Here is a 25,264-nt window from a genome sequence, read left to right as displayed (position 1 = left end):
ACGTGCTATGGCCCATTCCGTTGAAGTTTTGCTACGCCCCGCGGTGGAGTTGTATACCGTGGCGATCTGCGCCGCCGCCGCGACGCTGTGCCTGGTGGCACCGTGGTCGCTCGCGCTGAGCCCGCTACTCGGCCACGGCTCCGCACTGGCTTTCCTGACCTTCGGTATCATCCGCTTTCGTGATGCCTGGACCATCCTGCGTTACCGCCGCAATATCCGCCGCTTGCCTCGCTACATGATGACCAGCCGCGACGTGCCGGTAAGCCAGCAAAGGCTGTTCGTCGGACGGGGCTTTCGCTGGGACCAGCGGCACACCCACCGGCTGATGCAGACCTATCGGCCAGAGTTTCGCCGTTACGTGGAACCCACGACACCCTACCGCCTGGCCCGGCGCCTTGAGGAACGACTGGAGTTTGCCCCCTTCCCACTTTCCCGGCTCGCGCGACTGACGTCCTGGGATACACCCTTTAACCCTGTACGACCGCTGCCCCCGGTCGGGGGTATGCCTCGACTACACGGCATTGAACCCAATGAGATTGACGTCACATTACCCCTGGGCGAGCGCGTCGGGCATAGCCTGGTGCTGGGCACGACGCGCGTGGGGAAAACGCGGCTGGCCGAGTTGTTCATTACCCAGGATATCCTGCGCAAAAATGCCCAAGGCGAGCACGAGGTGGTCATCGTCTTCGATCCCAAAGGCGACGCTGATTTGCTGAAAAGGATGTACGTAGAAGCCAGACGCGCCGGGCGCGAAGGTGAATTTTATGTTTTTCACTTAGGGTGGCCGGATATTTCCGCACGCTATAACGCGGTGGGGCGTTTTGGCCGCATCTCGGAGGTCGCCACGCGCATCGCCGGACAACTTTCCGGGGAGGGGAACAGCGCAGCCTTTCGGGAATTTGCCTGGCGTTTTGTCAACATCATCGCTCGTGCGCTGGTCGAACTGGGGCAGCGCCCCGACTATCTGCTGATCCAACGTCACGTCATCAACATTGATGCCCTTTTCATGGAGTATGCCGCACAATTTTTTGCCAAGACTGAGTCTAAGGCCTGGGACATCATTGTCCAACTCGAAGCCAAGCTCAACGACAAGAATATCCCACGTAATATGATCGGGCGTGAAAAGCGCATCATCGCCATTGAACAGTATTTGTCCCAGGTGCGTGTATACGACCCGGTGCTGGATGGTTTGAGGTCTGCTGTCCGCTATGACCGCACCTATTTCGACAAGATTGTGGCAAGCCTGCTGCCGCTGCTAGAGAAACTCACCACCGGCAAGATCGCGCAGTTGCTGGCACCGGACTACGCCGATTTGAATGACCCACGCCCGATCTTTGACTGGATGCAAATTATCCGCAAACGCGCGGTGGTCTACGTGGGCCTTGATGCATTGTCCGATGCCGAAGTCGCCGCAGCCGTGGGCAACTCCATGTTCAGCGATCTGGTTTCGGTAGCCGGCCACATCTACAAGTTCGGCATTGATGACGGTCTGCCCGATGCCTCGGCCAACGCCAAAGCACCCATCAACGTCCACGCGGACGAATTCAATGAGCTGATGGGCGATGAGTTCATCCCCATGGTCAATAAAGGTGGCGGCGCCGGTATACAGGTCACGGCTTATACCCAAACGCTCTCGGATATCGAAGCACGCATCGGCAACCGCGCCAAGGCTGGTCAGGTGGTCGGCAACTTCAATAACCTCTTCATGTTACGCGTGCGCGAAACGGCAACTGCCGAACTGCTGACACGCCAGTTGCCAAAAGTTGAGGTTTACGCCACGTCACTGATGAGTGGCGCAACCGACAGTTCAGATCCCCACGGCAATACCGCGTTTACCTCCAACACCCAGGACCGCATCAGCAGCACTAGTGTACCGCTGATTGAGCCGGCGCATGTCGTCGGACTACCCAAAGGACAATGCTTCGCGCTGATTGAGGGTGGCAATCTCTGGAAAGTGCGTATGCCGCTGCCGGCCCCTGATCCCGATGAGGACATGCCAAAGGATTTACAGGAACTGGCCGGTTACATGCGCCAGCGCTACGTCGAAGCCGGCGACTGGTGGGACCACCAAGCGGGACCCCAGCTTCAGAATACAGAACTGCCGGCAGACCTGATTGATGGGTTCCTGCAAATGACGAATGCAGATGAGGATAAGGAGTAATGAGAGATCCGGCCATCACAGCACAACAGCAGCAAATGCGACAGCAGGGTCTTGTCGTAAGTCTGCTAACGCTGCCCTTTCGTTTTATCGGCGTGCTAAGCGGTTCGCTGCTGCTCTGCATCGTCATCGAATGCGTGGGCATGCATTTCTTCTGGCCGGAGCAGGGCTGGCATCACGCGCAGAGAATGTTGCACTTCGAACTGGCTCAATTCTCTGAGCATTTCACACGCAGCATACTGATAAAGGAGCCAGGCCACACGGCTCAGGAGCTTATCGAAAGCGTCTACAATTGGTTATTTGTCAATAATGGGCTAAAAGCGTGGATAAGGGATGCCTCAATCCAGGCCAGCAGCGGAGCGCTTAGCCTGACGCATGACTTCCGCTACTACCTAGGTCTGGTCTATGTCCATCTGGAGAGTTATTTGATTGCTGCCGCTTACACCGTGCTTGTGTTCATGGTGCGTGTACTGGTGCTCTGCCTGACCCTACCATTATTTGCGATGGCGGCGTTTGTCGGCTTGGTGGATGGGCTGGTCCGCCGCGATATCCGCCGCTTTGGTGCGGGGCGGGAATCCGGGTTTGTCTATCATCGGGCCAGAGCCAGCCTGCTACCTTTGACGGTATTACCATGGATCATATACCTGGCCTTACCGGTCAGCATTTACCCTCTGATAATACTTCTGCCGTTCGCGTTACTACTCGGTCTGTCCACCGATATCACCGTTGGCAGTTTTAAAAAATATATATGAGCGCCTCCCGTTTGCCAGGCTTTGTACTTCGTGACGTACAGGACGATTGCGGCTATATATCCGGTCTTAACGCAACTGCGAAAGCGGCTGCTGGCCCTAATGAAATCCGCTGACTCACGCCTCAATTACCTTTGCGAACCCGGAGTTCGATATTTTTTTCAGGCTTGATGAGTTACGGTCTGACTTGTTCTGTCATTACTTACACTGCCTGCGCAACCTGTTGACGTTCTTCTCTGGCATCCTTCTGTTTTGGCTCAATTAAGGGCATGATCCTTTTGATAGGGTCTGCCGTGAGCCAGTATGGCCCATATCATTTTTGCCATTTTGTTGGCCAGCGCCACGGAGACAACATTGATCGGTCGCCGTTTCAGCATGTCAGTAACCCAGGGCCCCGGCTCGCGGGCTGTCTATGAGCACGCCCGGTAAACGTCTGGACAGGCGAGCAAATATTTCGGGGACGTTTCTGACGAGGCTGGCGTGCCCCTTACGCATCACTTCACCGTATTCCGCGAGTAATCCGTGAAGTGCATTGGTCTGCATCAGCCAGAATTTCATCAGTTGGGAACGTATCCGGTGCAGGGCAAGCATAGCCTGTTGCTGTTCGTTTTTCACCGTTATAGCCTTGCACGGTTGCTGAACCGCACGCCAGATAGCCTGTGCGTCGGCCGTATCATTCTTGTTACGGATATTGAAGGCCTTGACGAATTCGCCCGGCATCAGTTTGATCTGATGGCCCAGCCGGCTCAGTTGTCTGGCCCAGTGATGTGCGCCGCCGCAGGCCTCCATTCCAATAAGGCAGGGCGGACGATTGGTGAAGAACTCGATAAATTTCGCGCGCTTAATGGCCTTGTTAAACACCTTCCCCGTATTTTTATCCACGTAATGGACCTGCATCACGTTCTTGGCAATGTCGACACTGACTGGCATGGGCTTCATTATCTGCTACCTCCACACTCTGTAAGTTGCTTATAAAAAGGCATCAGGCTGGGCTGCTACAGATTCCGCGGAATTTCAGTCAGCTGTCAGGGATTCAGATATTAATACCCAGTATGTGGAGAAGGCTCTGCTGTGAAGCTGTTTGTAATTTTGTATCTTTGATATGACCGAATCCCAGATTTTCATAAAATTTACGGGCACGATCATTGCCCTCAAGAACTTCTAACCACAAAAATCCTTCACCGCGTCGCCGGGCCAGACTGACAATATGTTCGAATATCTGTTTCCCATAATTTTTACCTGTAGCACTCGAAGCCAGATATAACTTGTTCAGTAGCACGCCTGACATTTCTGTATCCGGAATTTTATCTGCCCATGTGACTTTGGCAAAACCAACTGGCTGATCGGTTTCTGCCAGGTACCAGCACACCTTGGGATCTGACAGGCTTGACTCCAGTGAAGGGGTTGAGTACTCGCGCTCCAGATAATCATTCATTTCAGAATGCGATACCCACAGATGCTTGAAGTGGGTGCTGTAGATTTCAAAACCTAGTTTATGAAGTAAGACAGAATCCGCTAAATGGGCCTTCCGTATATTCAATGCCATCTGGGCAATCCTTACGTTTTAAACGAGATGCATAGTGTAACCTGCCAGATAAATTCAACATATTATTCATTTTAGAATCTGTTATTTTTCAATCAGAAAGGTAGTGGTTACTGAACAACTATGGCGGAAGATAAGCTACCGCTCTCGCCCTGAACTGAGGAAGGTGGGAGGCGCTCATTTCATTATCTTTAGCATCAATGAAGTTCATAGGATTTTGCACTTAGCATATTCTACCAATGTTTTTTTTCGTCGAGACGGGAACTGACAAGATAAAGACGGACAATATCCCGTGATTTTGCTAAACTGATAAGTATGTTTATGGAATACCCCGTTGCTTGCTGAAGGGGGATACTCTGGGGTGTGCAGGTTAGGCTTCGGCACAAGGTTGCTCGAACCGGCGATGAAGTAACTGGCGTAAATGCTAAATATCTCGTAAAAACAAATTGCGGATTGGAGAGCGTGGCCGCGATTCTTGTTTGCATAATCATTGTCTGACAGAGTAGATTGGCGTATATTTAGTCTATACGGCATATGGCCTATACGTTTTGAGAGAGAAGCATCATGTCAGCCAAAGACGCAAAAATCAGACATCAGCAGGTTTACCAAGAACGTGTTGAAGCTGTTCGTAGCGGTAAAGCTCAAGGACGCGTGATGGAGAAACGCCCGGAGGGCATTGTAGCGGCCCGTAATCCGCGCCAGGCGGCCTTCTTTTAACTTACTGACCGATAGATTGTATCTCATGACGGTACGAGAGTTATAATAGGCTCATTGTTGATACGATGGGCTTTTTTATGTCTAAACTTGCTATCCCGCCCGATGAACAGATGGTGAAACTTAATCGCTATTTAATCCGCAACGCTGAAAAGCTGCCTTCACCTGTCATAACTGTAGGTGGTCAGGCTGTCATGTATTGGCTCGCCGTTTATATGGATGCTTACACAGAGAAGCCGGATATGACCTTCATCAATTCGATTGATATTGATTATGTTGCACGAAATGAGGGAATCGCAGCCATCGCTCAAATCTTTAATGTGAACGCTGAAATACAGACTACCTTTACTCCTCCATCTCTGGCTGTACTGGCCCTAATCGATGCAGGCACCGGTAAAGTTAAAGAGGATGAGCACGGTCTGTTTCTCAACCCAGAAGTCAATGAACCCAATATTGTGGATATTATTGATAGGCCATCTGGTTTTGAGTCGGATGATTTTATAGGTAAAAAATTGGCGCTTAACACCGAGTTATTTCAAGTATTGCCAGAGCATTATGGTGACGTAACCTGTAATGATAAAGTCAGGGTGCTTAACCCGATCGCTTGCATACGTTCAAGGTTGTCAAATGCCACCGTACCACCGATGCAGAAGGATCCGCTGACCGAAGCAGCCCGCATCAGAGCACTGGCCATACCGGCATATAATTTCCTACTTGAAAAATTTGAATGTTTGCCCTTCCGTCAAGGAAGGGTTTATCTGGATTATTTTTGTTCTATGATCTGGCAACGCAATTACAGGCGTTATCAGATAGAGCATAAACTACCGCTTTACAGAATTATTGAAAAGATGCTAGATGAAATTAAGTTAAAGCCGAATGATTTTAATTTACCTGAAAATTTCTATCATATAGAGTTGCCTCGGAAACTGGAACACCTGAGGACTGAGTATGAACGCATTGCAAATGCGACAAATAAGTAACGTTCAATTAGTAATCCTAAATCTTACTTCAAGTTAGCGTCGTGCTATAGTAGTTATTTATTCCATTAAAGTTTTTGATGGTCTTACATTCAGAAGAAGACGGAAATGCTTTTGGTCTTGGGTTTTAACTATACAAAAATGTTATGTATCGATAATAAGATTTACGCAAAAAAAGCCTGCTAAAAAAATAAATCATAACATTCAAAAAATATTATATTTCGTCACTGTTTAATGCAGAGTTACGTCATAAGATAAAATATGGGGAATGCGTACCCCCCGTATGAAAAAATTAAACTAATCCTTAGGAAAAATCAAAATTTCCGTCACCATATCATCAATCACTGATATAACGTATTCAACAGTGATGGGCGTTTAGTCATTGCTAATAGTCTTCCCATTTCCTTTACGTACAACAGCAACAATTATTTTCCTAGTAACTTGATCGATGAGTTAGCCCCAAGAATAAGGTAGCGTTCTGCGTTCTTTTATGACCGCTAGCGGTTATGGTACTAGCGATAACAGCAGCAATTGGTACCACTTCATAGATTTTCATATCTTCGTTATCTGCAGTAACGGTAGTGATAGCTATTTCAGCGAACGGAATCCGGGGACCAGATGAACTGGATAATACCGTGGTACGCTCCGCTACAGCATTATTCACCCAGGAGACTGCACTTCGGGCCAGCACCGAAGCGCCGTGCAAACGATCACGGAAATATAAAGTAAAGCCAGAATGTATACTTGGCGGCATTCTGAATATCAGACATTTTCTCAGAATCTTCCCCCCCTTTTCTACAGGAATGGGTGTTCACCTGCACGTCACCCGGGACGGTAGAAAGTTTATCTGATAAAGTTATCGAAAAAATTCATGACATCCGGAGGTTACATGCGTCAGAGGATCATAGTCTGTCCACTTATTGAAAATAATGGCGAGTATTTACTTTGTAAAATGGCCGCTGACCGGGGCGTATTCCCCGGTCAGTGGGCGCTGTCCGGTGGAGGTATGGAGCCAGGCGAAACGATGGAGGAAGCACTACGGCGGGAGATCAGAGAAGAACTGGGTGAAGCGCTACAGATAACCCGTATCACGCCATGGACATTTAGGGACGATGTCCGGGTGAAGACCTATCAGGACGGCACTAAAGAAGAGATCTACATGATTTATCTCATTTTTGACTGTGCCAGCGCAAACCGTCAGGTCACTTTTAATGAGGAATTTCAGGATATTGCCTGGATCAGCCCGGCCGGGCGGGAGTGTTAGAAATTCTGTGTCATTCCAGTAAAATACCGACAAAAAGGAATGATACATGTCCCAGCCCTTCGATTTTGATAAAGCCCTGAAAGCACTTCAGGATGGCCAAGCCCTAACGGGAAAAGATGGAATATTAACTCCATTAATCAAACAGTTAACGGAAGCAGCGCTGGCTGCTGAGCTGGATTCTCATCTCGCTCAGGATATTGCCGCTAACCGTAAAAACGGTTCGACCAAAAAGACAGTTAAATCGCCAACCGGTGCTTTTGAACTCGCCACTCCCCGCGACCGTAACGGCTCTTTTGAACCTCAACTGGTGAAGAAGCATCAGACCACGCTGTCCGATGAGATCGAACGCAAGATCATCCGCATGTTCGCACTCGGCATGAGCTACAAAGATATCAGCCAGGAAATCGAAGATTTATACGCTTTTAGCGTATCCAGCGCCACGATTAGTGCTGTCACCGATAAAGTTATTCCTGAGTTAAAACAATGGCAACAGCGCCCACTGGAGGCGGTATACCCCTTCGTCTGGCTGGATGCGATCCACTATAAAATCCGCGAAGACGGACGTTATCAAAGCAAAGCGGTTTACACGGTTCTCGCGCTGAATCTGGAAGGCAAAAAAGAGATCCTGGGCCTGTATCTGTCTGAAAATGAAGGCGCTAATTTCTGGCTATCGGTGCTGACCGATCTGCAAAACCGTGGCGTGGACGATATTCTGATTGCCTGTGTGGATGGCCTGACGGGGTTCCCGGAAGCGATAAACAGCATTTACCCGGATACCGAAGTCCAGCTCTGCGTTATCCATCAGATCCGTAACTCGATAAAATACGTCGCATCAAAACATCATAAGGCGTTTATGGCTGACCTGAAGCCGGTGTATCGGGCGGTATCAAAGGAGGCGGCAGAAACGGCGCTGGATGAGCTGGAGGCGAAATGGGGTCAGCAGTACCCGGTGGTGCTCCAGTCGTGGCGAAGGAAATGGGATAATCTGTCGCATTACTTCCGGTATCCGGCGACGATCCGCAAGGTGATATACACGACAAACGCAATTGAATCGGTGCACCGTCAGTTCAGAAAGCTGACGAAAACCAAAGGCGCATTCCCTAATGAAAACAGTCTGTTGAAGTTGCTTTATTTGGGGTTAATGAACGCACAGGAAAAATGGACAATGCCGATACAGAGCTGGAATTTGACATTGTCCCAGTTGGCGATTTATTTTGAGGGTCGCCTCGATAAAGTGATTACGTTGTAGTGATTTTTTAACGTGACACAGAATTATGAATGCTCCCGGCCGGGCTCCATGCTCTTGACCTGAATGAGGCTACACGTGTCACCTTTAAGCAAAAAGGTTTTCTGTAATAATACCTTTTCGAATCTGATCTTCTTTTCCGCGCCGGCTCAGTCCGGCGCGTTTCTTTATTCGTGTATGTCCCGAACCTGGATGCGGCCCACCGCCCATTTGATTTCATATTGTTCTCATCTTTCTTCAGGGTAACCGGCTCCGCCCGCCTGCCCGTCGCTGACCGCTCTGGTCAACAAATTTTCGACACTTCCACGCTGATAAGCGCGTTCGATAATGTTAAAGTGGCTACGACAGCGCCCTCCAGCCATTAAATACCACGCTGCTGCACCAACATGGTAGCGATACCGATCATTGCCTGTGGCAGGCGCACAATAAAACTCGCAGACACCAATCTCTATATTTTATTAAAAAAGAATCATTACAATGGCATGCCTAATTCACAGCCTAAAAATAGCTATAGGGGAATTCGATGACAGTCACGAAATTGATATTTATTTGGATATGGACAATGAGTTTAGGCTTTCTTAATTAAAGAATGCCGGCTGATTAAAACGCGGCGATCTCGCCCCCTTTCTTTTTTACAAGACCGGTGCACGTCTAACCGGATATCTGACATCACGGCCAGATGTCGCTTGGTAAGATAAATACACAGACGAGCCCTTGTTTTACATTGAGCCCGACCAGATAAAATAGCTTCTATCGCTCTCAATGTTTTACTGCGACCGGCCCTGATTGCTGAGAGTTTATTCCCCTTGGATTAATTTCCGCGCTGCGTACCAATGGCGCAAGCAAGAATATCACGCCCAGCATTAGCGCCATTACCATGTACACATTGGAAAAACCGGCGAACTGGGCAAAAAAACCTATAGGCGCTGGCGCCATCAATGTTCCTAAGTAGCCTATAGTCGTGGCAACACTCATGCCAGTACTAGTAGCGATGCCTCGCTGGTTACCAGCGGCTGAAAAAGCGATCGGGACAATATTGGCTATCCCGATCCCAGCTACTGCAAAGGCGATGATCGCTTGCCAAGGATTGGTCGCCAACGCAGCGATCAAAAGGCCAGTCGCCGATAACAGGCTTGATATACGTATAGTACGAACAGCGCCGAAGCGGTTACGCACGGCGTCGCCCATAAAGCGAAGGACTGCCATCGTTCCGCCAAAGAACGCAAAGGCGAGACTGGCAGTCTCTATGTTAGCGTTTAGATCCTTTAACAGATAACGCGAGGACCAATCGACGACCGCACACTCAGGGATCATGCCGAACAGCGCTATGAGGCCAATGAGGTAAACGGCGGGGGAACGCGGCAGGCGCATCGGCTGTTTGACATCTTTTTTTGGCGCCGGATCATCCTTGAGAACGAATGGAAAGGTGACAGCGATGAGCGCTACTGCAGTTGCGCTCACCAAGAAGATATGCGCGAGGAATCCGAAATGCTTGATAGCATAGCCTCCGATCGAACCGGCAACGAACAAACCTATGCTCCAGGAACAGTGTGAGAAGGATAACACCGCCTTGGACAGGGCTTTCTCCACCGCTACTGCGTTGGAGTTCATAGCGACATTCATTGAACCGATCATGGCACCGAGGACAAAGAGAGCAACCACCAACAGCGGAATGTTCGGAGCCAGCCCGAGCGGAAGAAGCGCCACAGAAGTTGCGATGGCAAATATACGCACTATGCGTTGCGAACCAAACTTCGCCATCAGCATGCCCGACACTGGCATCATGATCAGCGCGCCCAGTCCAAACGTTAAAATAAGACGGCCTATCATTCTATCTGACGCCTCGAATCGCGGAACGAACTGCGCAATATGCACAGCCCAGCCTCCGGTCACAAAGCCATTGACGAAAAACAGCAAGGCGACGGCCCACCGCCCCTTTTGTTCCTGTTTCATTATTGGTGGTCTCGTGACACGGGCGGCACGTCATTGCGCACAGGTGATCGTTCCACTATTACCTTTTGCCCCGGGCCAAACGAAAGGATCGAACCGTCCACGCCGTTGGTCAGCACTTTCACCCCTCGGAAGTCGGGGATGATAAATTTTGCGCCGCATGGCATCAGGTCCTCATCGCCGATGCCAACGCAATATGCTCCGGCAGCAACAGCGGAGGTTACCCCGCTCTTGGCGTCCTCAAAAACGATGGTTTTGCTCGCAGGAATGCCCAGACGCTCAGCCGCGAGCAGATAGGGATCGGGGTACGGTTTGCCGTGAGCCACATCATCCCGTTCGACAATGACCGAGACGTACGACTGTGCATGGAGTAGTGCTATGACGCGATCGATCTTCAAGCGCCAGCCACTGGTCACGACGCCGATTGAAATTCCGGCCGCACCAAGTGAGGCGATAAGCTGTGCCACGCCAGGAATGGGCTCGCAGTCGGCGGTATTTTCAACATGGATGATGTGCGCCTGAACTTTGGCCTGATCGGAAAGCGGCAGATCATGGAATAGAGCACGGATGGTATGCGGCCCGGGCTGACCGTGAATGTGCTTGAGGATCTCTTCCTCGGTGATCTGGCGCTCGTACATCTGGGCAGCCTCGCGCCATGCTTGTTCAATCACGGCCCTGGAATCGATTAGAACACCGTCCATGTCAAACAAAACTGCTGCTACTCTCTCTACAGATTCACTCATTTCTTTCTTCTCCGTCACACAATAGCGCTTCGCGCTTGATACGGGCGGCGGCGACAACCACCTGACCCAGGGAAATGCTACCGTCATTCGTCGGCACCAATTGATGGCAATACGGCTTGAATCCATGCGACTCAAGGCAGCTCAGCGTATTTATCACGAGAAACTCATTGCAAAAAACACCCCCACTCAATACGATCTGATTAACCCCAAAACGCTTAACAAGGCGTTGGCATACCTCTCCGATGATATCCACGATCGTGGAGTGAAAACGCCGACTTAGCTGGCTTACATCGCTGACGGGCACACGCAGCAGATGGACCAATTCATTGACGAGGGGACGATAGTCCACTTCCAGGCAATCGTCTCGCGCCTCAATGTCATACTCAAATGGCTTGGCCATGCAGAAATCGCGCTGCAATAGCGCTTCCATTTCGATTGCCGCCTGCGCCTCGTATTCAACCTTTGCGCAAATACCCATCAGCGCCGAGATACCATCGAACAGACGACCTATGCTAGTGGTAGTGGTCGCGTTGATTTTCCTGAGGGCCATTTTGGTAAAAACCTCGCGCCGCTGTTCAGACAGGTCGCGTATGGCCGGAACGTCTATTTCGGTGACCCGTTCGCCGAAGGTCTCAACAAGCAGCGACATGGCGACTCGGATCGGCTCTTTCACGGCCTGATCCCCTCCCAGTAGCAACATTGGGCGTATATGGCCAACCCTTTCGAACCCCTCGAAATCGCCGAGCAAGAACTCACCACCCCAGATGGTACCATCGGTACCGTAGCCGGTACCGTCGAATATCACCCCGATGGTTTTACCCGAAAGTCCGTGTTCCGCCATGCACGAGGCCATGTGGGCGTGGTGGTGCTGAACCTGGACGACACGTATTTCGGATTGCTCGATGGCATTTCGGGTTGAGCGGAAGGCAGGGTGCAGGTCACAGGCAAGTGTGTCAGCCCGCACAGCCAGAAGGTCTTGCATATGCTTGGCGCAATCAATGTGGGACTGAAAGGTGGTTTCATTTTTCAGATCGCCAATGTGCTGGCTGATGAAGACTTGCTTGCCCTTGCTGATGCTGACGGTAGTCTTCAACTCGGCGCCGAGTGCCACGACCGAACCCACCGAGTAAGGCAGATGGATGGGATACGGAGCATAGCCGCGAGAGCGGCGTAGGAAGGATATCTGAGGCTCATCCCTACCCTCGCGTACGATCATACGCACGACTGAGTCGTCCACCCGGGTACGGATATCGCGATCGTTCAGAACAAAATAGTCCGCAATTTCGCCCAATTGCTCGATTGCCGTATGGTTGTCGAACACGATAGGATGCCCGGAAAGGTTACCGCTGGTCATGATCAATACCGGCAGTGTGGGATCCTCAAGCAGCAGGTGGTGCAGCGGCGCTGACGGGAGCATTACGCCCAGATGGGGATTATGGGGAGCGATCTCTTCCGGCAGGGTCTTCTGACGCTTACGCAACAGGACGATGGGTCGCTGCACGCTCTCGAGAAGCATCCTTTCATGCGAGTTGATAAAGGCCCAACGGGCGGCGCTCTCGCTGTCGGCAACCATCACTGCGAAAGGCTTGGCATCGCGCCGCTTGCGGTGACGCAGCTCGCGAACCGCCGCTACATTGCTGGCATCCACCGCCAAGTGGAAGCCGCCAAGGCTTTTGATCGCGATGATAGCGCCCTCGCGCAGCTTGGAAATTGCGTAGCGCACCACATCATCAGTCTCGATCAGGGCACCGCTACGGTCCGTGAGCTGAAGACTTGGTCCGCAGGTCGGGCAGGCATTCGGTTGGGCGTGATAGCGGCGATCCTCAATGTCTAAATACTCGTGCTCACATTGTGGGCACATGGTGAACGCACTCATAGTGCTCTGCGCGCGGTCGTATGGCATGCCAAGGATGATCGAATAGCGCGGACCGCAGTTAGTGCAATTAATAAAAGCGTACCGATAACGATGGTTGCTTGGATCGCGCATCTCCCTTAAGCAGTCGCCGCAAACGTTCGAGTCTGGCGGAATGATGGTATTCATGTGTGCTAAGTCGCGGCTCTTACGGATATCAAAACCCTGGTAACGCGGTGCGGGCTCGTCCAGCAGCACCTCAACCAAATCGTTGATCCGCGCGAGAGGTGGTGGCCGCGATAACATATCATCGATAAAGTCCTTGATAGCTTTTGCCGATGCCTGCAACTCAAGTAAAACACCTTCGGAGTCGTTGAGCACCCAGCCGGTTGCTCCATGGGTGCGCGCCAGCCGATGGACGAAGGGGCGGAAGCCAACCCCTTGCACGATCCCGCAGACCCGGTAACGATGGGTCTCGAGCGCTTCGATTGGCTCAACAGAGTCTGGGAAGTTCTGCACCATAGAGTTCCTCAATAATTGTCTGGGTACCATCTGATTCCATCATGCGCACCTCCGGTAAGGAAGATGCCACAACCTCGCCAATGATGGCCGCCTTCTTGCCACAGGGATCTTCGTGCAAAAGAGCCAAAACTCTATCCGCCACGTCGGGCTCGACAAAAAGACACAAGCACCCCTCGTTGGCGAGATTGATCACGTTGACCCCCAGCATATCGGCAGCCATAGCGGCTTCTGGAAGTACCGGCAGCGCTTGCTTGTCGAAGTGGATCGCACAGTTGGCCGCACGTGCGTGCTCGTGCAGCACTGCTGATAGACCGCCGCGGGTAACGTCGCGCATTGAGGCAACTTTACCTGTCGGCACGTTGCTCAATACTGAATCGATCATATGATTTAGCGGTGCACAATCGCTCAGTACGTTGCGCTCAAAGCCTAGACCTTCCCGGATCGAAAGCAGGTGGATGGAGTGATTTCCGATATAGCCGCTGAGGATGATTTTTTGCCCAGGTCGGACGTTACGAACGGAGACTGGAGGACGCTCCATGACGCCGACGCCGGCGGTGTTGATGAAAAGCTTGTCGGCCTCGCCCTTGCCTACTACCTTGGTATCACCGGCGACGATCTTGACGTCCGCCGAGCGTGCTGTATCGCGCACGGACGCTATGATCTTCATCAGATCAGCCATTACTATGCCATCTTCGATGATGAGGCTAAGCGTTATATAGAGAGGACGCGCGCCACTCACCGCCAGGTCGTTCACGGTGCCGCACACCGCGATTTTGCCGATATCGCCATTCCCAAAGAATAGTGGTGTCACCACGAAAGAGTCTGTGGTAAAGGCGATACGGGTAGTTGGCAGTTCCAGAAATGCGCTGTCCTCCATGGTGCCTAGATAGGTATCTCCTAATGTCTCGGAGATCCGCTCCACGAGCTCCCGGCTTAGCTTGGCGCCGGTGCCATGATCCAGAATCACGGTTTCGATCGGTGAACCATGTGATTCAGTGGCCGGGCCATTGCTGCCGGTCTGTGTATAAGCCATATTCATGCCGACCTCCATTCGCCGCGCTCAGGGAGATCGTCGCTCTTGCTCAGTAACGACAGGATTTCCGCAGAAGGTGCTACCGTCGCACAGTAGCCGGCCAGCCATTGTAGCGCCCGATCGGTGTCCTCGGCCGAAGGTGCAAAGACGCAGTCATCGGGGACCCAGACGTTGTAGCCCCGAAAGAATGCATCAGCGGCCGTAGTTTGCACGCAAACATGAGTTTGCAGCCCAGTGACCACTACCGTTTTAATGCCGAGCTTCTGGAGTGTCTCGTCCAACTTAGTGTCGAAAAAACCGCTGTCCCGTCCTTTTATAACTACCAGGTCTGACTGATGGTAAATGGTATCGATCAATCTGTTGCCAGGGGTACCAGCGATCGCCGGAATGCCAGCCGCGCGATTGCGGTAGCGACGTTGCACGGCTGGATCGCTGGGATCATGGATAAGTTGTAGGTGAATGACGGCCTGATCTACAGCTCGAATCCCATCAAGGAACGTATCAAATTTTTTTTTAGTTTATTTTCTAACTCCTGCGGGTCAGTTGTTATTTTATGAGTAAATTCATACTGCAGGTCATTAGTGAGCACAGCGACATTTGGCATTTTTATATTCTCTTATGTTATATACTTATCATAAATGATGACTAACTTTCGTATTAATATACCTACATGCCGAGTGTCTCCTAGGTACAGCCGGTGCTGGAAGCTATGGAAATGATGATGCCCCACTGCAAGCTGTATTATTCCTAAGTTCAAAGCTCATGTTGATGGCTCGTTAACAAACTTCAAAGTAATATTAATTTTTTGTTACCCTCTTCCCCTTTCTCTCAAGGAATTGAATCTTCAGGATTGCTATGTAGGGTTAAGTTTTTTCCCATAACATTTCTCCTCAATGTGAAATTAAAGACAATTTCAGAAACTAATGACAATTTCACACGTAGAGAGCAAACTGTATAATTCCTATTTATCCGGATTTGATTAGCTGCTGGAATGGATATAAAACTGTTGAGGGCATTCGTTACATTGGCTGAGCGAGGGAGTTATCATGCGGCAGCAGATATCCTGTACTTGACGCAAAGTGCATTGACTAAACAAATCCAGACATTGGAACATTTGATTGGAGTGAGCCTTTTTCACCGCGGCCGCCATGGTGCGACGCTGACAGTCACTGGTAAGTTGCTTTATTCCAAGACCTGCAAATTGATGAAACATTACGACGAATATCTAGAATATGCGCATAGGATACAGAAAGGGAATGTGGGTAAGCTGGCGCTTGGATTCGGCATATCATCATTTCAGCTTGCACCTGCATGGGTGAATATTTTTCGTGAACAATTCCCCGATGTGGAAGTATCCCTGAACGACATGCCTTCCAGCGTGCAGTGTCAGATGTTACTGGAAGGGCAACTTCAGGCCGGATTTATCCGTCTGCCGGTGACTACTCCTCTTCAGGTCAAGGTGTTGATAGAAGAAAGTCTGGTCCTTGTCACCCCTTCTGGCCTACGTACAAACCCTGCGGATATCCGGTCTATACTTGAGTCGCATCAGCTCCTGCAGATCCCACCACACCGTGGGAATGGCCTAGTGGTGCAGACGGCCAATTTTCTTAGCGAGAATAAACTCAGCGCAAAAATAGTGTCTGCTGCAGACGATATTCAAACCTTATTAGCATTAGTTTCTACTGGAAATGGTGTGGCATTACTGCCTGCCGGAGTCAGCCATATTTTGCCTGCTGGCCTTAAACTTGTACAAACCCAAGGGGAATATACTAGATGGCAGGTAGGGATTGCTTGGAACCCGGCGATACAGGATGTGCTGCGAGATAAATTTCTACAGATGATGGCAGTCACAACGTGAGATAAGGCAGGCTTTAATAATTTTGAATCTGCTTATCTTGCCACTGCATTAGTCCTCTGATGATCCATACACGTTGACCCGCTTAATGGGCGGATCTAGCGGTAATTGCTGGTAGCATCTCTATTTATAACCCTATGTGTCAATACCGATCGAATTGTGACCCACCATGCCAAAGTAAAAGTTACCCACCCCCCACGAATTATTGTTGTGATTCAGTCGGCGTTGATTTCCTTAACTGACCACTTTTGAGCTTGTCTTTTAATCGATAGCTTTGGCCTGTTATTTGGACGATATGCGCATGGTGCAGCAGTCGATCCAACATCGCCGCCGTCAGCGTCTCATCATCGCCAAACGTCCCAGACCACTGCGTAAATGGCAGGTTACTCGTCAATATCACGCTGCCTGTTTCATAACGGCGGGCCACGACCTGGAAGAATAAATTGGCTTCTTCTTTACCGAACGGCAGATAACCCACTTCGTCGATCACCAATAATCGGGGCTTGGTGACACACCGGCCTAAATAGCCTTTTAAATCGCCCTGACGGTGAGCGGCGACCAGTTGCAACATCATATCCGCCGCCGTAATGAAGCGTACGCTGAGTCCGGCCATCGCGACTTTATGTGCCAACGCGCAGGCCAAATGGCTCTTGCCAACGCCGGAAGGCCCGAGTAATACGATGTTCTCCTGTCTTTCGATAAACGCCAATCCCGCCAGTTCCTGCAGCTGTGCTCGCGGTGCGCCGCTGGCAAACTTGAAGTCAAACTGCTCCAGCGTTTTAACCGCCGGCAAACCCGACAGGCGCAGCAGCGTCTGACGCCGACGCTCGTTGCGGCTGTCATTCTCCAGTCGAAGCAACTGCTCCAGAAAATCGCCGAACGTTCCGGTATCATCCAGCGTCTTCTGTGCCAATCCAGGCCACTCGGCGGCGATGCGGTCAAGCTTAAAGTACTCGCACAGTTCGCTGATCCGCTGATGCTGAAGGCTCATGACCTCACCTCCAGCAGCGACTGATAGACCGACAGCGGATGTTGAAAACTCTCACGGGGCAAAACCCGGCGGTTATCAACCGATAACGGTACCTCTGTGCCTTCGCGCGGCAACGGGAGCAGCACGTCAATCTCCTGCTGTAGCCGCTGCTCGGGGGGAATGCCGGTGGTGCCATGCTTGCGGGCGTTGGCGACGGTGGTAAGCCATGGCCCGATACGGCTGTTGGCAGAATCCACGTCAAGGACTAAACCGGCCTGCTTAAAGGTGGTCGCCAGGGGAACGACAAAACTGGTCTTCAAATAGTGGTTAAATCGCTCAACTTTACCCTTGGTCTTCGCGCGATAGGGACGGCACACGCGAGGCGTAAAACCGTACTTATCAGCGAGCGCCAGTAGCGGCGGGTTCCACCGATGGCGGCCAAGGCCATAGACATCGCGTTCAAGAATAATGGTCTTGGCGTTATCAAAAAGCAGGTGCTGTGGCGTTCCGCCAAAGGCGCGCAGCGCCTGCTCAATGCCATCACACCATGCGGCGGTATCCTGGCAGGAGTAGAAACGTACAAAGGTAGCCCGGCTCCAACCAAGGGTGGCGACAAAAGCCAACAACGGGTGACGGCCTTGTCTGATCACGGTGAAATCAACCTGCATCTGTTCGCCTGGCTGGGTCTCAAAACGGACCACCGGGTCAACCGGTTGTTGCTTGAGGTTGAGCAAAAAGGCGGTAAGCATGCTGTAGCCACCGGAATATCCCCGAAGTTGTATCTCACTGAGCATGACGCTGCCAGGTATCCAATGCGGTCTGGCGGCGTACACACGCTCAAGAATATAAGGCTTATACGGGTCAAGCTTGCCGGGCCTCGGCGCCCTGGACTTGTAGCTGGCCTTGGCCGGGGACTCCTGCATACGGATATAGCGGCGGACGGTCTGCCGGGAACAGGAAAGCTGGCGAGCAATGCCGCGTATAGACATGCCCTGACGTAAAAGAACTGCGATCTCCACTCGTAACTCCAATGTCAGCATGGGCAGCTTCTTAAAGCTGCCATTGTTACCCCAGGTGGGTCAGATTTACATTGGTAGGTGGGTCATAATTACATCGGTAGTGACACCTATGGCGTAACGGGATTTTAAACCAGGACAGCGGGCGATCCCAGCACAGCATGCAAGCCGATAATACCGGTTGTGATGCAGACCGCCTGACATGCATGCAGGATTCCGATGAGATGCGGTGGAACAGGCCAGTCTGGCCCTTATCCCGGAGACTTCTCATGTAATACCATCACAAGCCAGGGGCGCGATGCCCGATTTATCACGGCCGCCGCACTTATACTCGATACCCGCCTCACTCCCCTGGTGTCGCCATCGGTGCAAAAGTGATCCACCGTTCATAATTACATCGGTAGCGACAATGATGTCGGTGAAAACATCCCGCTACACCGAAGAGCAAATTACTTTCGTACAAAAAAGGAAATATCAAGATATGAAGGTATGAAGGTATGAAGGTATGAAGGTATCGGAGGTCTTAAGCAAGTTGGGTATTCCCACTGCCACATTTTACATGTGGCGGAAAATATTTGGCGGATTTTCTCGTCCGAATGTAAGCACCTGAGTTAACTGCGGGAGGAGAATCCCCAATTGAAAAGGTTGGTGACGGATCCCTTGATTAAATTTCCGGCTAAAAGCGGACTACTTCATTATATTACTGCCCTGCTTAAGATATGCCTTCTATCAGAAAGATGTTCAGTAGCTTTTTTACCTTCACAACAAACATACTTTACATCGCTTTTATACAAGACAGGAGACGAATGACTGATTTTGCAAAATCAATATAAGAATTCAGGTCGTTTGCAACGACCTGCAATAAAAAATCAGCATACCCCACCCATCCTATAACAAACCGCTATATTTTCAAAAGCCTTATATTTCCCCTACTTACCGCAAAGGGCTCGCAGAATATATAAAAGATCCAGATAACTTTCATCAAAAAAAAACCTATTCGCCAAGTACTAAAAAATATATGATGCGCATGGGTGAAAATTTTAAACAAGTTCATGAAATCTTCTTCGCTTTGATTATTTAAGATAAGGAATAAAATTATAGACCTTTTTATTATTGCAAATTTAACCAAATTGCTTTATGGCCTGCTTAATTCTCATAATAGCGTCATATAACACTTTTCTTGGATATCCAAAGCTCATACGAACAAAACCTTCTCCATTATCAAAGACATGACCACTTCTAACTCCTATTCCTGCGAATTTTTCGAGAAATATATCGCAGTGTAATTGTGTTTTCTCTTCGAGGACAGTCGCATCAATCCAAGCCATATATCCAAATTGGGGTAAAATTATCGACAATTCAGGTATTTCTTCAGCAAAAAAATCCGTCATCATATCCAAGTTTCCCATCAGATAGTCAAGCATCGCATCCAGATAAGTTCCTCCAGTGTTATAGGCCGCTTGCAATGCAGTAATTCCAAAAATACCCCGATCATTAGATTTATTTTTAATTAGTATTTTATTAAAAAAATCAAACCGAGCGGAATTTGGGATTATAACCGCACTAGCCCTCATCCCTGACAGATTGAATGTCTTACTTGGACTAACACAGATCATCATTTGAGAATCTATAATTTTATGATATTTTAATAATGATGTATGATTTCTTGTGTACGTTAGATCACAATAAATTTCATCTGAAATAATAAAAACATTATACTGAAAGCATAATTCACATATACGTTTTAAATCGAAATCCGACCAAATATTACCTACTGGATTATGGGGATTGCAAAACAATAATACTTTAATCTTCCCTAAGGACAGGGCGTTTTCAAAAAATGAGAAGTCGATACGGTAGTTTTTTTTATCGCGTAAAAGTGGCAGCGCCCTGTATTTTCTACCACTATTTTCGATTATTTTTTTAAAAGCATGATATATCGGCGTAAAAACCGCCACCTCATCGCCAATAATGGAACTGAGCTCAATGCCGTAATAAATAGCACTTCCCGTTGATGGAGAATAATTTACCCATTCTTTATTAATTAGAATATGATGCCTAGAATCAAACCAATTTTTTATTACCTCATTAAATTGATTGTCAGCAGGCATATAACCATAATGCCCAAGCGCTACACGTTCAGCCAATTTATTCCTGACAGTGATAGGAGAGAGAAAGTCTGTTTCCGCAAGGTGCATAGGCAATACCCTTTGTGGATAAGTGCAATGCATTTGCGAATCAGCAGGCTTACGATTTATGATCTGATCGAAATCAATTATTTCATTCATATGCAATTGTCCGAAAAATAATTATTTAAATTTCCTCAGGAGCCATTCCTGAATATTTCAGCTCATTAATCTGCCCACAGATAGTGTTGATATCATCAAAATATAAGGGGTATGTTTGTCCAACGTGATAAGGATTACTGATCATTATACTGTTTTTACATTTAATGCCGATGGTTGTAAGCGCCATAATGATGGCATGGTCATAATGGCCGTTTACGATCACCCCGCCCTCATAACCATTTTTGTTACCAAAAATGGTTAAGCTATCTATAGTTTCCTCACTCTTAACCCCAATTTTATAAAGTTCTTTGCGAAAATCAGAAATACGATTACATTCTTTATAGCGTAGATGTTCTATGTTATAGAATGTGCTTGTCCCTTCGGCAAATGCCGCCACTGCGGCTAATGCCGGTACTGCATCAGGCGCTAACGAACCGTCAAAATCCAATCCTTTTGTTATATTTCCACCAGTAATATGCAAAGTATCATTATGACCATTATCGACAGTTACACCAACATGACGCAGATATTCAATAACAGCTCCATTACCTAATTCCTCTTCATAAAATCCATTTAAGCACACATCTGAATCCACAACTGAACATATCCCTAATAAAGCGGCGGAACTAGCAGGATCAGAGCCAACTATAAATTCTCCAGCATGTATTTTTGACGCTCCGGAGACATAGAAATTAGTAAAACTTTTGTCATATTCGATGTGAACACCGGCAGCAGTCAAATTATTGATTGTTGTACGAACCATAGATGGCGCAGTAATAGAATCAATGACTTTGATATGTAAGTCATTATCTGATAAAGATCCAAGATAAAGCAATCCACTGAGAAACTGTGAACTTTTGCGGCTTGAAATCTCGGTATATCCTTTTATTACCGTTTGGCCCTTAATTCTTATCGGTAATAATCCATCGTCAGTGTTTCCCTGGCAATCTATGCCTAATCTTGATAATGCCAAAATCATTTCACTATGTGAACGCCTGCCTAATGACTGATGGAAATAGGTAATAAACGAGCTAGTTTTCAGCGCTCCAGCAACACCCATCAATAAACGCAGCACTACACCAGAATTGCAAGGATTAAAAATCAGCTCATCAGGCACGTTGCGTATATTAACTCCGGCGACATTATAACCTCGTCTATTCCGTTCAATGATCGCACCGAATTTCTGGCAATTTATCATCATTGCTTTAGCATTATTACTTTCAGCGCAATTATAAATTTGGCTAATCCCTTCACTCAATGATGCAGTAAGAATAGCACGGGTCGAAGTGCTTTTTGATGCAGGAACATTTATTGAACCTTTCATTGACGAAGCAGGAGATATCTCGATATAGGGCGGAAAATTATTTCCATTATAAAACATAATTATTACCTCAGTTTAATATAGGTGTCGAATAAATGCCAATCTGCGTTAAAGCCTCTAGGAAATTTGGAAAGCCATCTGCAAGTGTATCAACATCTTCGACAACATTGGGCTGGTCACATCCCAAGGAAAGTATGATATTACCAGCACAAACACGATGGTCATTGTAGCTTTTTAGCTTAATATTTCCGAATGATTCAAGATTGCTCTGAATGTGCAAACCATCAAAACGCCCAGATTTATCAAAACAGAATCGCGAGTTTATACCCAGAAGGCGTAAATTCTCATTTATCACAAATATTCTTTGGCATTTATGGTTGTTGATATGTCCTATATCATAAAGATCAATGACTTTATGGGTAAATACAGAGCATGATATTATCAAAGTTGCAAGGGATGGTAGTTCCAATAGTGAACTTTTTAAGGAGAATTGTTTTACATTTTGCTCATTTTTTTCTAAGAATAGCATACTATTATCAAGTTTCTGTTCAACACCAAGTTTTTTAAATAACTCTCGCAAAAACAATTCATTGCGTGTATTCCCCCCTGTGTCAGAGTAGTTGAGAAGATCCCTTTTTCGGGATTTCATTCTCAATCCAGGGGGCCGGAGCATCACCATGTCGCGTTTACCTCAGGCTCGCAAGGACGCCATTTTAAGTAAAATGCTTGCCCCTCATCCGCCGACCATCCGTGAATTGGCACAAAGAGAAGGGATTTCAGAAGCTACACTGTACAATTGGCGTAATCAGCTTCGCAAAGAAGGTCGCCCTGTGCCCGAACATGATCGCAGCAGTGAGAATTGGTCTGCGCAAACTAAATTCGCCGTCGTCGTCGAAACCTCGTCGATGTCGGAGATCGAGTTGAGCGAGTATTGCCGAGCCAAAGGTCTTTTCCCAGAGCAGGTTAAGCAGTGGCGCGAAATATCGATCCAGGCCCATGCAGAGCCAGGCGGTTTTAATGATGCGGCCAGCGCACAGCAGAATAAGGCCCAGCGTAAGCAAATTAAACGTCTTGAGCGCGAAGTCCTGCGTAAAGATAAAGCACTGGCGGAGGCAGCGGCATTACTGATCCTGCAAAAAAAAGTTCGCGCCCTTTGGGGCGACAACGAGGACGATTAACTCCTCTGGCGTACCGGGAACAGATCACCGCCTGGGTTCAGCAGGCGTGCAATGATGGCGCATCGTTGTACCGTTCTTGCGAGGGGGTAGGGATCTCTGTTCACAGTTGGTATCGGTGGCAACAGGATGGTGCTGTTATTGCGGATCAGCGTCCATTGATTGACCGCCCTGAGCCGGCCAACAAACTGAGCTCAACGGAACGCCAGTCGGTGTTGGCGGTATGCAATAGCGCGCGTTTCGACAGCGTTCCGCCGAGTCAGATCGTACCGATTCTGGCAGACGAGGGTTGCTACATGGCCTCTGAATCGACGATGTATCGGGTATTAAGAGAGGCGGGTCAAGTGCAGCATCGTGGACGTGCCGCCAAGGCTGTGCGCGTGGCAAAACCGACCAGCTTTACCGCCACCGCCCCTAACCAGGTCTGGATGTGGGACGTGACCTGGTTGCCGAGTAGTGTTAAGGGGCTGTATTATAAGCTGTATTTATTTGAAGACCTATTCAGTCGCTACCCGGTGGGTTGGGAAGTCCATGATGAAGAGACCGGCGAGCTGGCGGCAGATCTGCTACAACGATGTGTCCTGGGGCAGCGCTGTGCTATGCAACCCTTGGTACTGCACTCGGATAACGGTGCGCCGATGAAAAGTTATACGCTGAAGGCCAAGATGGAAGCCCTGGGTATAACGTCATCCTTTAGTCGGCCGCGGGTATCCAATGACAATCCGTACGCAGAATCAATCTTTCGTACATTGAAATATTGGCCGTCCTGGCCGCGCAAAGGATTTACCTCGATTGATGCTGCACGGCAGTGGGTGAAGCGCTTCATTGATTGGTATTGCCACGTCCACCGCCACAGCGGGATCAAATTCGTGACGCCGGCGCAGCGCCATCAGGGCAAGGATAAAGCCTTGCTGTTAAAGCGTCACCAAGTCTATCAAGCCGCCCGCGCTGCGTGCCCGGAACGGTGGCGAGGTGAGACAAGAAATTGGGGTTGGGACAAGGAAGTTCAACTCAATCCAGATCGGCCGTTGACACAAGAAAACGCCGAGAATTTACAGGCTGCATAAATCGCAATTTTATCTCAACATCTTTGACAAACACCGATTCCCTGCAACATAGTTTTCTATTTTAATCATCGAAGGTTTTTTCATAACACATAGTGTAGACATTATATAGCCAATAGAAGTGAAATCTGTTGGGTTCCTGACGTGGACTACGCTGTTACCCTTTTTATTAATAAAATAAACGTTATCCTTTTTTTTGCACTGATAACCAAATAGGCTGAGCATATCTTCAGTAATTGTGATATATCCCTCGCCCAGATTAATACTATTTACCATAATTTCATGTTGCGGCATATGATTGGCAAGCATCATAGCCATGGACAGAAATTGTGAGCTTTTCTCCGTTGAGATTTTATTCGAAGTCATTGGAACACAGGTGGTAGTGAATTTTAGTTCACTATCACTTTTAGTCACATTAACGCCAAGATAGGATAAGAAGTCCTTATCTAATACAGAATCTCTTGAATAAAGTGAAGCATTACATCTGATAACTAATGTTTCAGTGAGTGCGGAAATAGCTACCATGGCGCGAAAAACAAACCCAGAACCTTCAGCATTTACGTCAGCATTAGGGGTAATCTGCTCAGGAATAATACCTTGTAATGTAATTCTATCTTCACTCTCATTCAATATCTTTAATCCCAAAGTTGTGAGATTTTTAAGTAGTAATGAAGTTTCAGAGCACCAAGAAACGTTTGTTATTTCCGTCTTATGGTTATTAAAGAAGGCGAGAAGCAAGCATCGTTGCATATGAGGTTTTGAAGAAGGCAATTTAATCGTTCCATTGACCTCTAAAACTGGGTAAATGATCGCATTTGTCATGA

The 25,264-nt window shown here is 48.7% G+C and carries 19 protein-coding genes and 2 pseudogenes; 8 read left to right on the top strand and 13 right to left on the bottom strand.

Translation table 11 applies throughout. The features are described from left to right. Nucleotides 1–7: 7 nt before the first annotated feature. Nucleotides 8–2,161 carry a type IV conjugative transfer system coupling protein TraD gene (gene traD / locus ACL2XP_RS10515; protein WP_413730156.1) on the top strand — a complete coding sequence of 718 codons (2,154 nt, stop codon included), beginning with the start codon at nucleotides 8–10 and terminating at the stop codon, nucleotides 2,159–2,161. Further along, nucleotides 2,161–2,910, top strand: a complete 750-nt coding sequence (locus ACL2XP_RS10510) for a TIGR03747 family integrating conjugative element membrane protein (RefSeq protein ID WP_413730155.1) — start codon at nucleotides 2,161–2,163, stop codon at nucleotides 2,908–2,910. The genes traD and ACL2XP_RS10510 overlap by 1 nt, the downstream gene beginning before the upstream one ends. 254 nt (nucleotides 2,911–3,164) lie before the next feature. On the opposite strand, the pseudogene ACL2XP_RS10505 reads toward ACL2XP_RS10510, so the two are convergent. Both ACL2XP_RS10505 and ACL2XP_RS10500 read right to left on the bottom strand, forming a co-directional pair. Further along, nucleotides 3,165–3,846, bottom strand: a pseudogene (locus tag ACL2XP_RS10505) (IS110 family transposase). Between the two features lie 94 nt (nucleotides 3,847–3,940). Beyond that, the gene (locus tag ACL2XP_RS10500) at nucleotides 3,941–4,453 is read right to left on the bottom strand and encodes a GNAT family N-acetyltransferase (protein ID WP_413730154.1); all 513 of its coding nucleotides are present in this window, start codon (nucleotides 4,451–4,453) and stop codon (nucleotides 3,941–3,943) included. A gap of 561 nt (nucleotides 4,454–5,014) precedes the next feature. Between ACL2XP_RS10500 and ACL2XP_RS10495 the strand changes: the two genes are divergently transcribed. The 4 genes and pseudogenes from ACL2XP_RS10495 (at nucleotide 5,015) to ACL2XP_RS10480 (ending at nucleotide 8,654) form a co-directional block, all read left to right on the top strand. Continuing rightward, entirely contained in the window at nucleotides 5,015–5,167 is a 153-nt protein-coding gene (locus tag ACL2XP_RS10495; protein WP_165934093.1) for a hypothetical protein, read from the top strand. 77 nt (nucleotides 5,168–5,244) lie between these two features. Next, nucleotides 5,245–6,144 carry a hypothetical protein gene (locus ACL2XP_RS10490; protein WP_413730153.1) on the top strand — a complete coding sequence of 300 codons (900 nt, stop codon included), beginning with the start codon at nucleotides 5,245–5,247 and terminating at the stop codon, nucleotides 6,142–6,144. 886 nt (nucleotides 6,145–7,030) lie between these two features. Then, nucleotides 7,031–7,387: pseudogene (gene nudI / locus ACL2XP_RS10485) on the top strand (nucleoside triphosphatase NudI); the annotation flags it as partial. 64 nt (nucleotides 7,388–7,451) lie between these two features. Further along, nucleotides 7,452–8,654 (top strand): IS256 family transposase, encoded by a 1,203-nt coding sequence (locus ACL2XP_RS10480; RefSeq protein ID WP_413734178.1) that lies wholly within the window; start codon nucleotides 7,452–7,454, stop codon nucleotides 8,652–8,654. Nucleotides 8,655–9,410: 756 nt separating this feature from the next. Here the strand turns inward: ACL2XP_RS10480 and ACL2XP_RS10475 are convergent. From ACL2XP_RS10475 to ACL2XP_RS10455, 5 genes are read right to left on the bottom strand one after another with little or no spacing between them, the layout of a single operon-like run. Beyond that, nucleotides 9,411–10,604 carry an MFS transporter gene (locus tag ACL2XP_RS10475; protein ID WP_413738546.1) on the bottom strand — a complete coding sequence of 398 codons (1,194 nt, stop codon included), beginning with the start codon at nucleotides 10,602–10,604 and terminating at the stop codon, nucleotides 9,411–9,413. Further along, a complete protein-coding gene (locus ACL2XP_RS10470; protein WP_413730150.1) occupies nucleotides 10,604–11,344 on the bottom strand; it encodes an HAD family hydrolase in 741 nt (246 codons plus the stop codon). The genes ACL2XP_RS10475 and ACL2XP_RS10470 overlap by 1 nt, the downstream gene beginning before the upstream one ends. Then, nucleotides 11,337–13,718: a carbamoyltransferase HypF gene (gene hypF, locus ACL2XP_RS10465; protein ID WP_413730148.1), complete on the bottom strand. Its 2,382-nt coding sequence runs from the start codon at nucleotides 13,716–13,718 to the stop codon at nucleotides 11,337–11,339. The genes ACL2XP_RS10470 and hypF overlap by 8 nt, the downstream gene beginning before the upstream one ends. After that, nucleotides 13,690–14,751: a hydrogenase expression/formation protein HypE gene (gene hypE / locus ACL2XP_RS10460; RefSeq protein WP_413731050.1), complete on the bottom strand. Its 1,062-nt coding sequence runs from the start codon at nucleotides 14,749–14,751 to the stop codon at nucleotides 13,690–13,692. Before hypE ends, hypF begins: the two co-directional genes overlap by 29 nt. 2 nt (nucleotides 14,752–14,753) lie before the next feature. Continuing rightward, nucleotides 14,754–15,197, bottom strand: coding sequence for a cysteine hydrolase (locus ACL2XP_RS10455; protein WP_413731049.1), 444 nt, complete (start codon nucleotides 15,195–15,197; stop codon nucleotides 14,754–14,756). Between the two features lie 545 nt (nucleotides 15,198–15,742). On the opposite strand from ACL2XP_RS10455, the gene ACL2XP_RS10450 reads away from it, so the two are divergent. Then, a complete protein-coding gene (locus ACL2XP_RS10450; protein ID WP_413738545.1) occupies nucleotides 15,743–16,609 on the top strand; it encodes a LysR family transcriptional regulator in 867 nt (288 codons plus the stop codon). A gap of 199 nt (nucleotides 16,610–16,808) precedes the next feature. Here the strand turns inward: ACL2XP_RS10450 and istB are convergent, their stop codons facing one another. The 5 genes from istB to ACL2XP_RS10425 all read right to left on the bottom strand — a co-directional run bounded on the left by istB (nucleotide 16,809) and on the right by ACL2XP_RS10425 (nucleotide 22,850). Further along, a complete protein-coding gene (gene istB / locus ACL2XP_RS10445; RefSeq protein ID WP_413730144.1) occupies nucleotides 16,809–17,597 on the bottom strand; it encodes an IS21-like element helper ATPase IstB in 789 nt (262 codons plus the stop codon). Continuing rightward, nucleotides 17,594–18,616, bottom strand: a complete 1,023-nt coding sequence (gene istA / locus ACL2XP_RS10440; protein ID WP_413736016.1) for an IS21 family transposase — start codon at nucleotides 18,614–18,616, stop codon at nucleotides 17,594–17,596. Before istA ends, istB begins: the two co-directional genes overlap by 4 nt. A 1,097-nt stretch (nucleotides 18,617–19,713) precedes the next feature. Then, nucleotides 19,714–20,880, bottom strand: a complete 1,167-nt coding sequence (locus ACL2XP_RS10435; RefSeq protein ID WP_413738544.1) for a MalY/PatB family protein — start codon at nucleotides 20,878–20,880, stop codon at nucleotides 19,714–19,716. Between the two features lie 25 nt (nucleotides 20,881–20,905). Next, on the bottom strand, nucleotides 20,906–22,261 hold the full coding sequence (gene aroA / locus ACL2XP_RS10430) for a 3-phosphoshikimate 1-carboxyvinyltransferase (RefSeq protein ID WP_413738543.1): 1,356 nt from the start codon (nucleotides 22,259–22,261) through the stop codon (nucleotides 20,906–20,908). A 10-nt stretch (nucleotides 22,262–22,271) separates the two neighbouring features. Beyond that, nucleotides 22,272–22,850: a hypothetical protein gene (locus ACL2XP_RS10425; protein WP_413738542.1), complete on the bottom strand. Its 579-nt coding sequence runs from the start codon at nucleotides 22,848–22,850 to the stop codon at nucleotides 22,272–22,274. A 28-nt stretch (nucleotides 22,851–22,878) separates the two neighbouring features. On the opposite strand from ACL2XP_RS10425, the gene ACL2XP_RS10420 reads away from it, so the two are divergent. Further along, a protein-coding gene (locus ACL2XP_RS10420; RefSeq protein WP_413730138.1) for an IS3 family transposase occupies nucleotides 22,879–24,443 on the top strand; the annotation gives its coding sequence in 2 pieces (ribosomal slippage) (nucleotides 22,879–23,335 and nucleotides 23,335–24,443; 1,566 coding nt in all). 9 nt (nucleotides 24,444–24,452) lie between these two features. Here ACL2XP_RS10420 and ACL2XP_RS10415 read toward each other — a convergent pair. Further along, nucleotides 24,453–25,262: a hypothetical protein gene (locus tag ACL2XP_RS10415; RefSeq protein WP_413738541.1), complete on the bottom strand. Its 810-nt coding sequence runs from the start codon at nucleotides 25,260–25,262 to the stop codon at nucleotides 24,453–24,455. Nucleotides 25,263–25,264 lie beyond the last annotated feature (2 nt).

The sequence above is a fragment of the Sodalis sp. RH21 genome (genome assembly GCF_047324175.1).
GTDB lineage: Bacteria > Pseudomonadota > Gammaproteobacteria > Enterobacterales > Enterobacteriaceae > Acerihabitans.
The sequence above is the reverse complement of the archived record's forward strand: the minus strand, read 5'-3'. Positions and strand labels throughout refer to the sequence as shown.

Coding starts and splice junctions, on each gene's coding strand:
- traD (WP_413730156.1), top strand. CDS start 8: ATGGCCCATTCCGTTGAAGTTTTGCTACGCCCCGCGGTGGAGTTGTAT.
- ACL2XP_RS10510 (WP_413730155.1), top strand. CDS start 2,161: ATGAGAGATCCGGCCATCACAGCACAACAGCAGCAAATGCGACAGCAG.
- ACL2XP_RS10500 (WP_413730154.1), bottom strand. CDS start 4,453: ATGGCATTGAATATACGGAAGGCCCATTTAGCGGATTCTGTCTTACTT.
- ACL2XP_RS10495 (WP_165934093.1), top strand. CDS start 5,015: ATGTCAGCCAAAGACGCAAAAATCAGACATCAGCAGGTTTACCAAGAA.
- ACL2XP_RS10490 (WP_413730153.1), top strand. CDS start 5,245: ATGTCTAAACTTGCTATCCCGCCCGATGAACAGATGGTGAAACTTAAT.
- ACL2XP_RS10480 (WP_413734178.1), top strand. CDS start 7,452: ATGTCCCAGCCCTTCGATTTTGATAAAGCCCTGAAAGCACTTCAGGAT.
- ACL2XP_RS10475 (WP_413738546.1), bottom strand. CDS start 10,604: ATGAAACAGGAACAAAAGGGGCGGTGGGCCGTCGCCTTGCTGTTTTTC.
- ACL2XP_RS10470 (WP_413730150.1), bottom strand. CDS start 11,344: ATGAGTGAATCTGTAGAGAGAGTAGCAGCAGTTTTGTTTGACATGGAC.
- hypF (WP_413730148.1), bottom strand. CDS start 13,718: ATGGTGCAGAACTTCCCAGACTCTGTTGAGCCAATCGAAGCGCTCGAG.
- hypE (WP_413731050.1), bottom strand. CDS start 14,751: ATGGCTTATACACAGACCGGCAGCAATGGCCCGGCCACTGAATCACAT.
- ACL2XP_RS10450 (WP_413738545.1), top strand. CDS start 15,743: ATGGATATAAAACTGTTGAGGGCATTCGTTACATTGGCTGAGCGAGGG.
- istB (WP_413730144.1), bottom strand. CDS start 17,597: ATGAGCCTTCAGCATCAGCGGATCAGCGAACTGTGCGAGTACTTTAAG.
- istA (WP_413736016.1), bottom strand. CDS start 18,616: ATGCTGACATTGGAGTTACGAGTGGAGATCGCAGTTCTTTTACGTCAG.
- ACL2XP_RS10435 (WP_413738544.1), bottom strand. CDS start 20,880: ATGAATGAAATAATTGATTTCGATCAGATCATAAATCGTAAGCCTGCT.
- aroA (WP_413738543.1), bottom strand. CDS start 22,261: ATGTTTTATAATGGAAATAATTTTCCGCCCTATATCGAGATATCTCCT.
- ACL2XP_RS10425 (WP_413738542.1), bottom strand. CDS start 22,850: ATGAAATCCCGAAAAAGGGATCTTCTCAACTACTCTGACACAGGGGGG.
- ACL2XP_RS10415 (WP_413738541.1), bottom strand. CDS start 25,262: ATGACAAATGCGATCATTTACCCAGTTTTAGAGGTCAATGGAACGATT.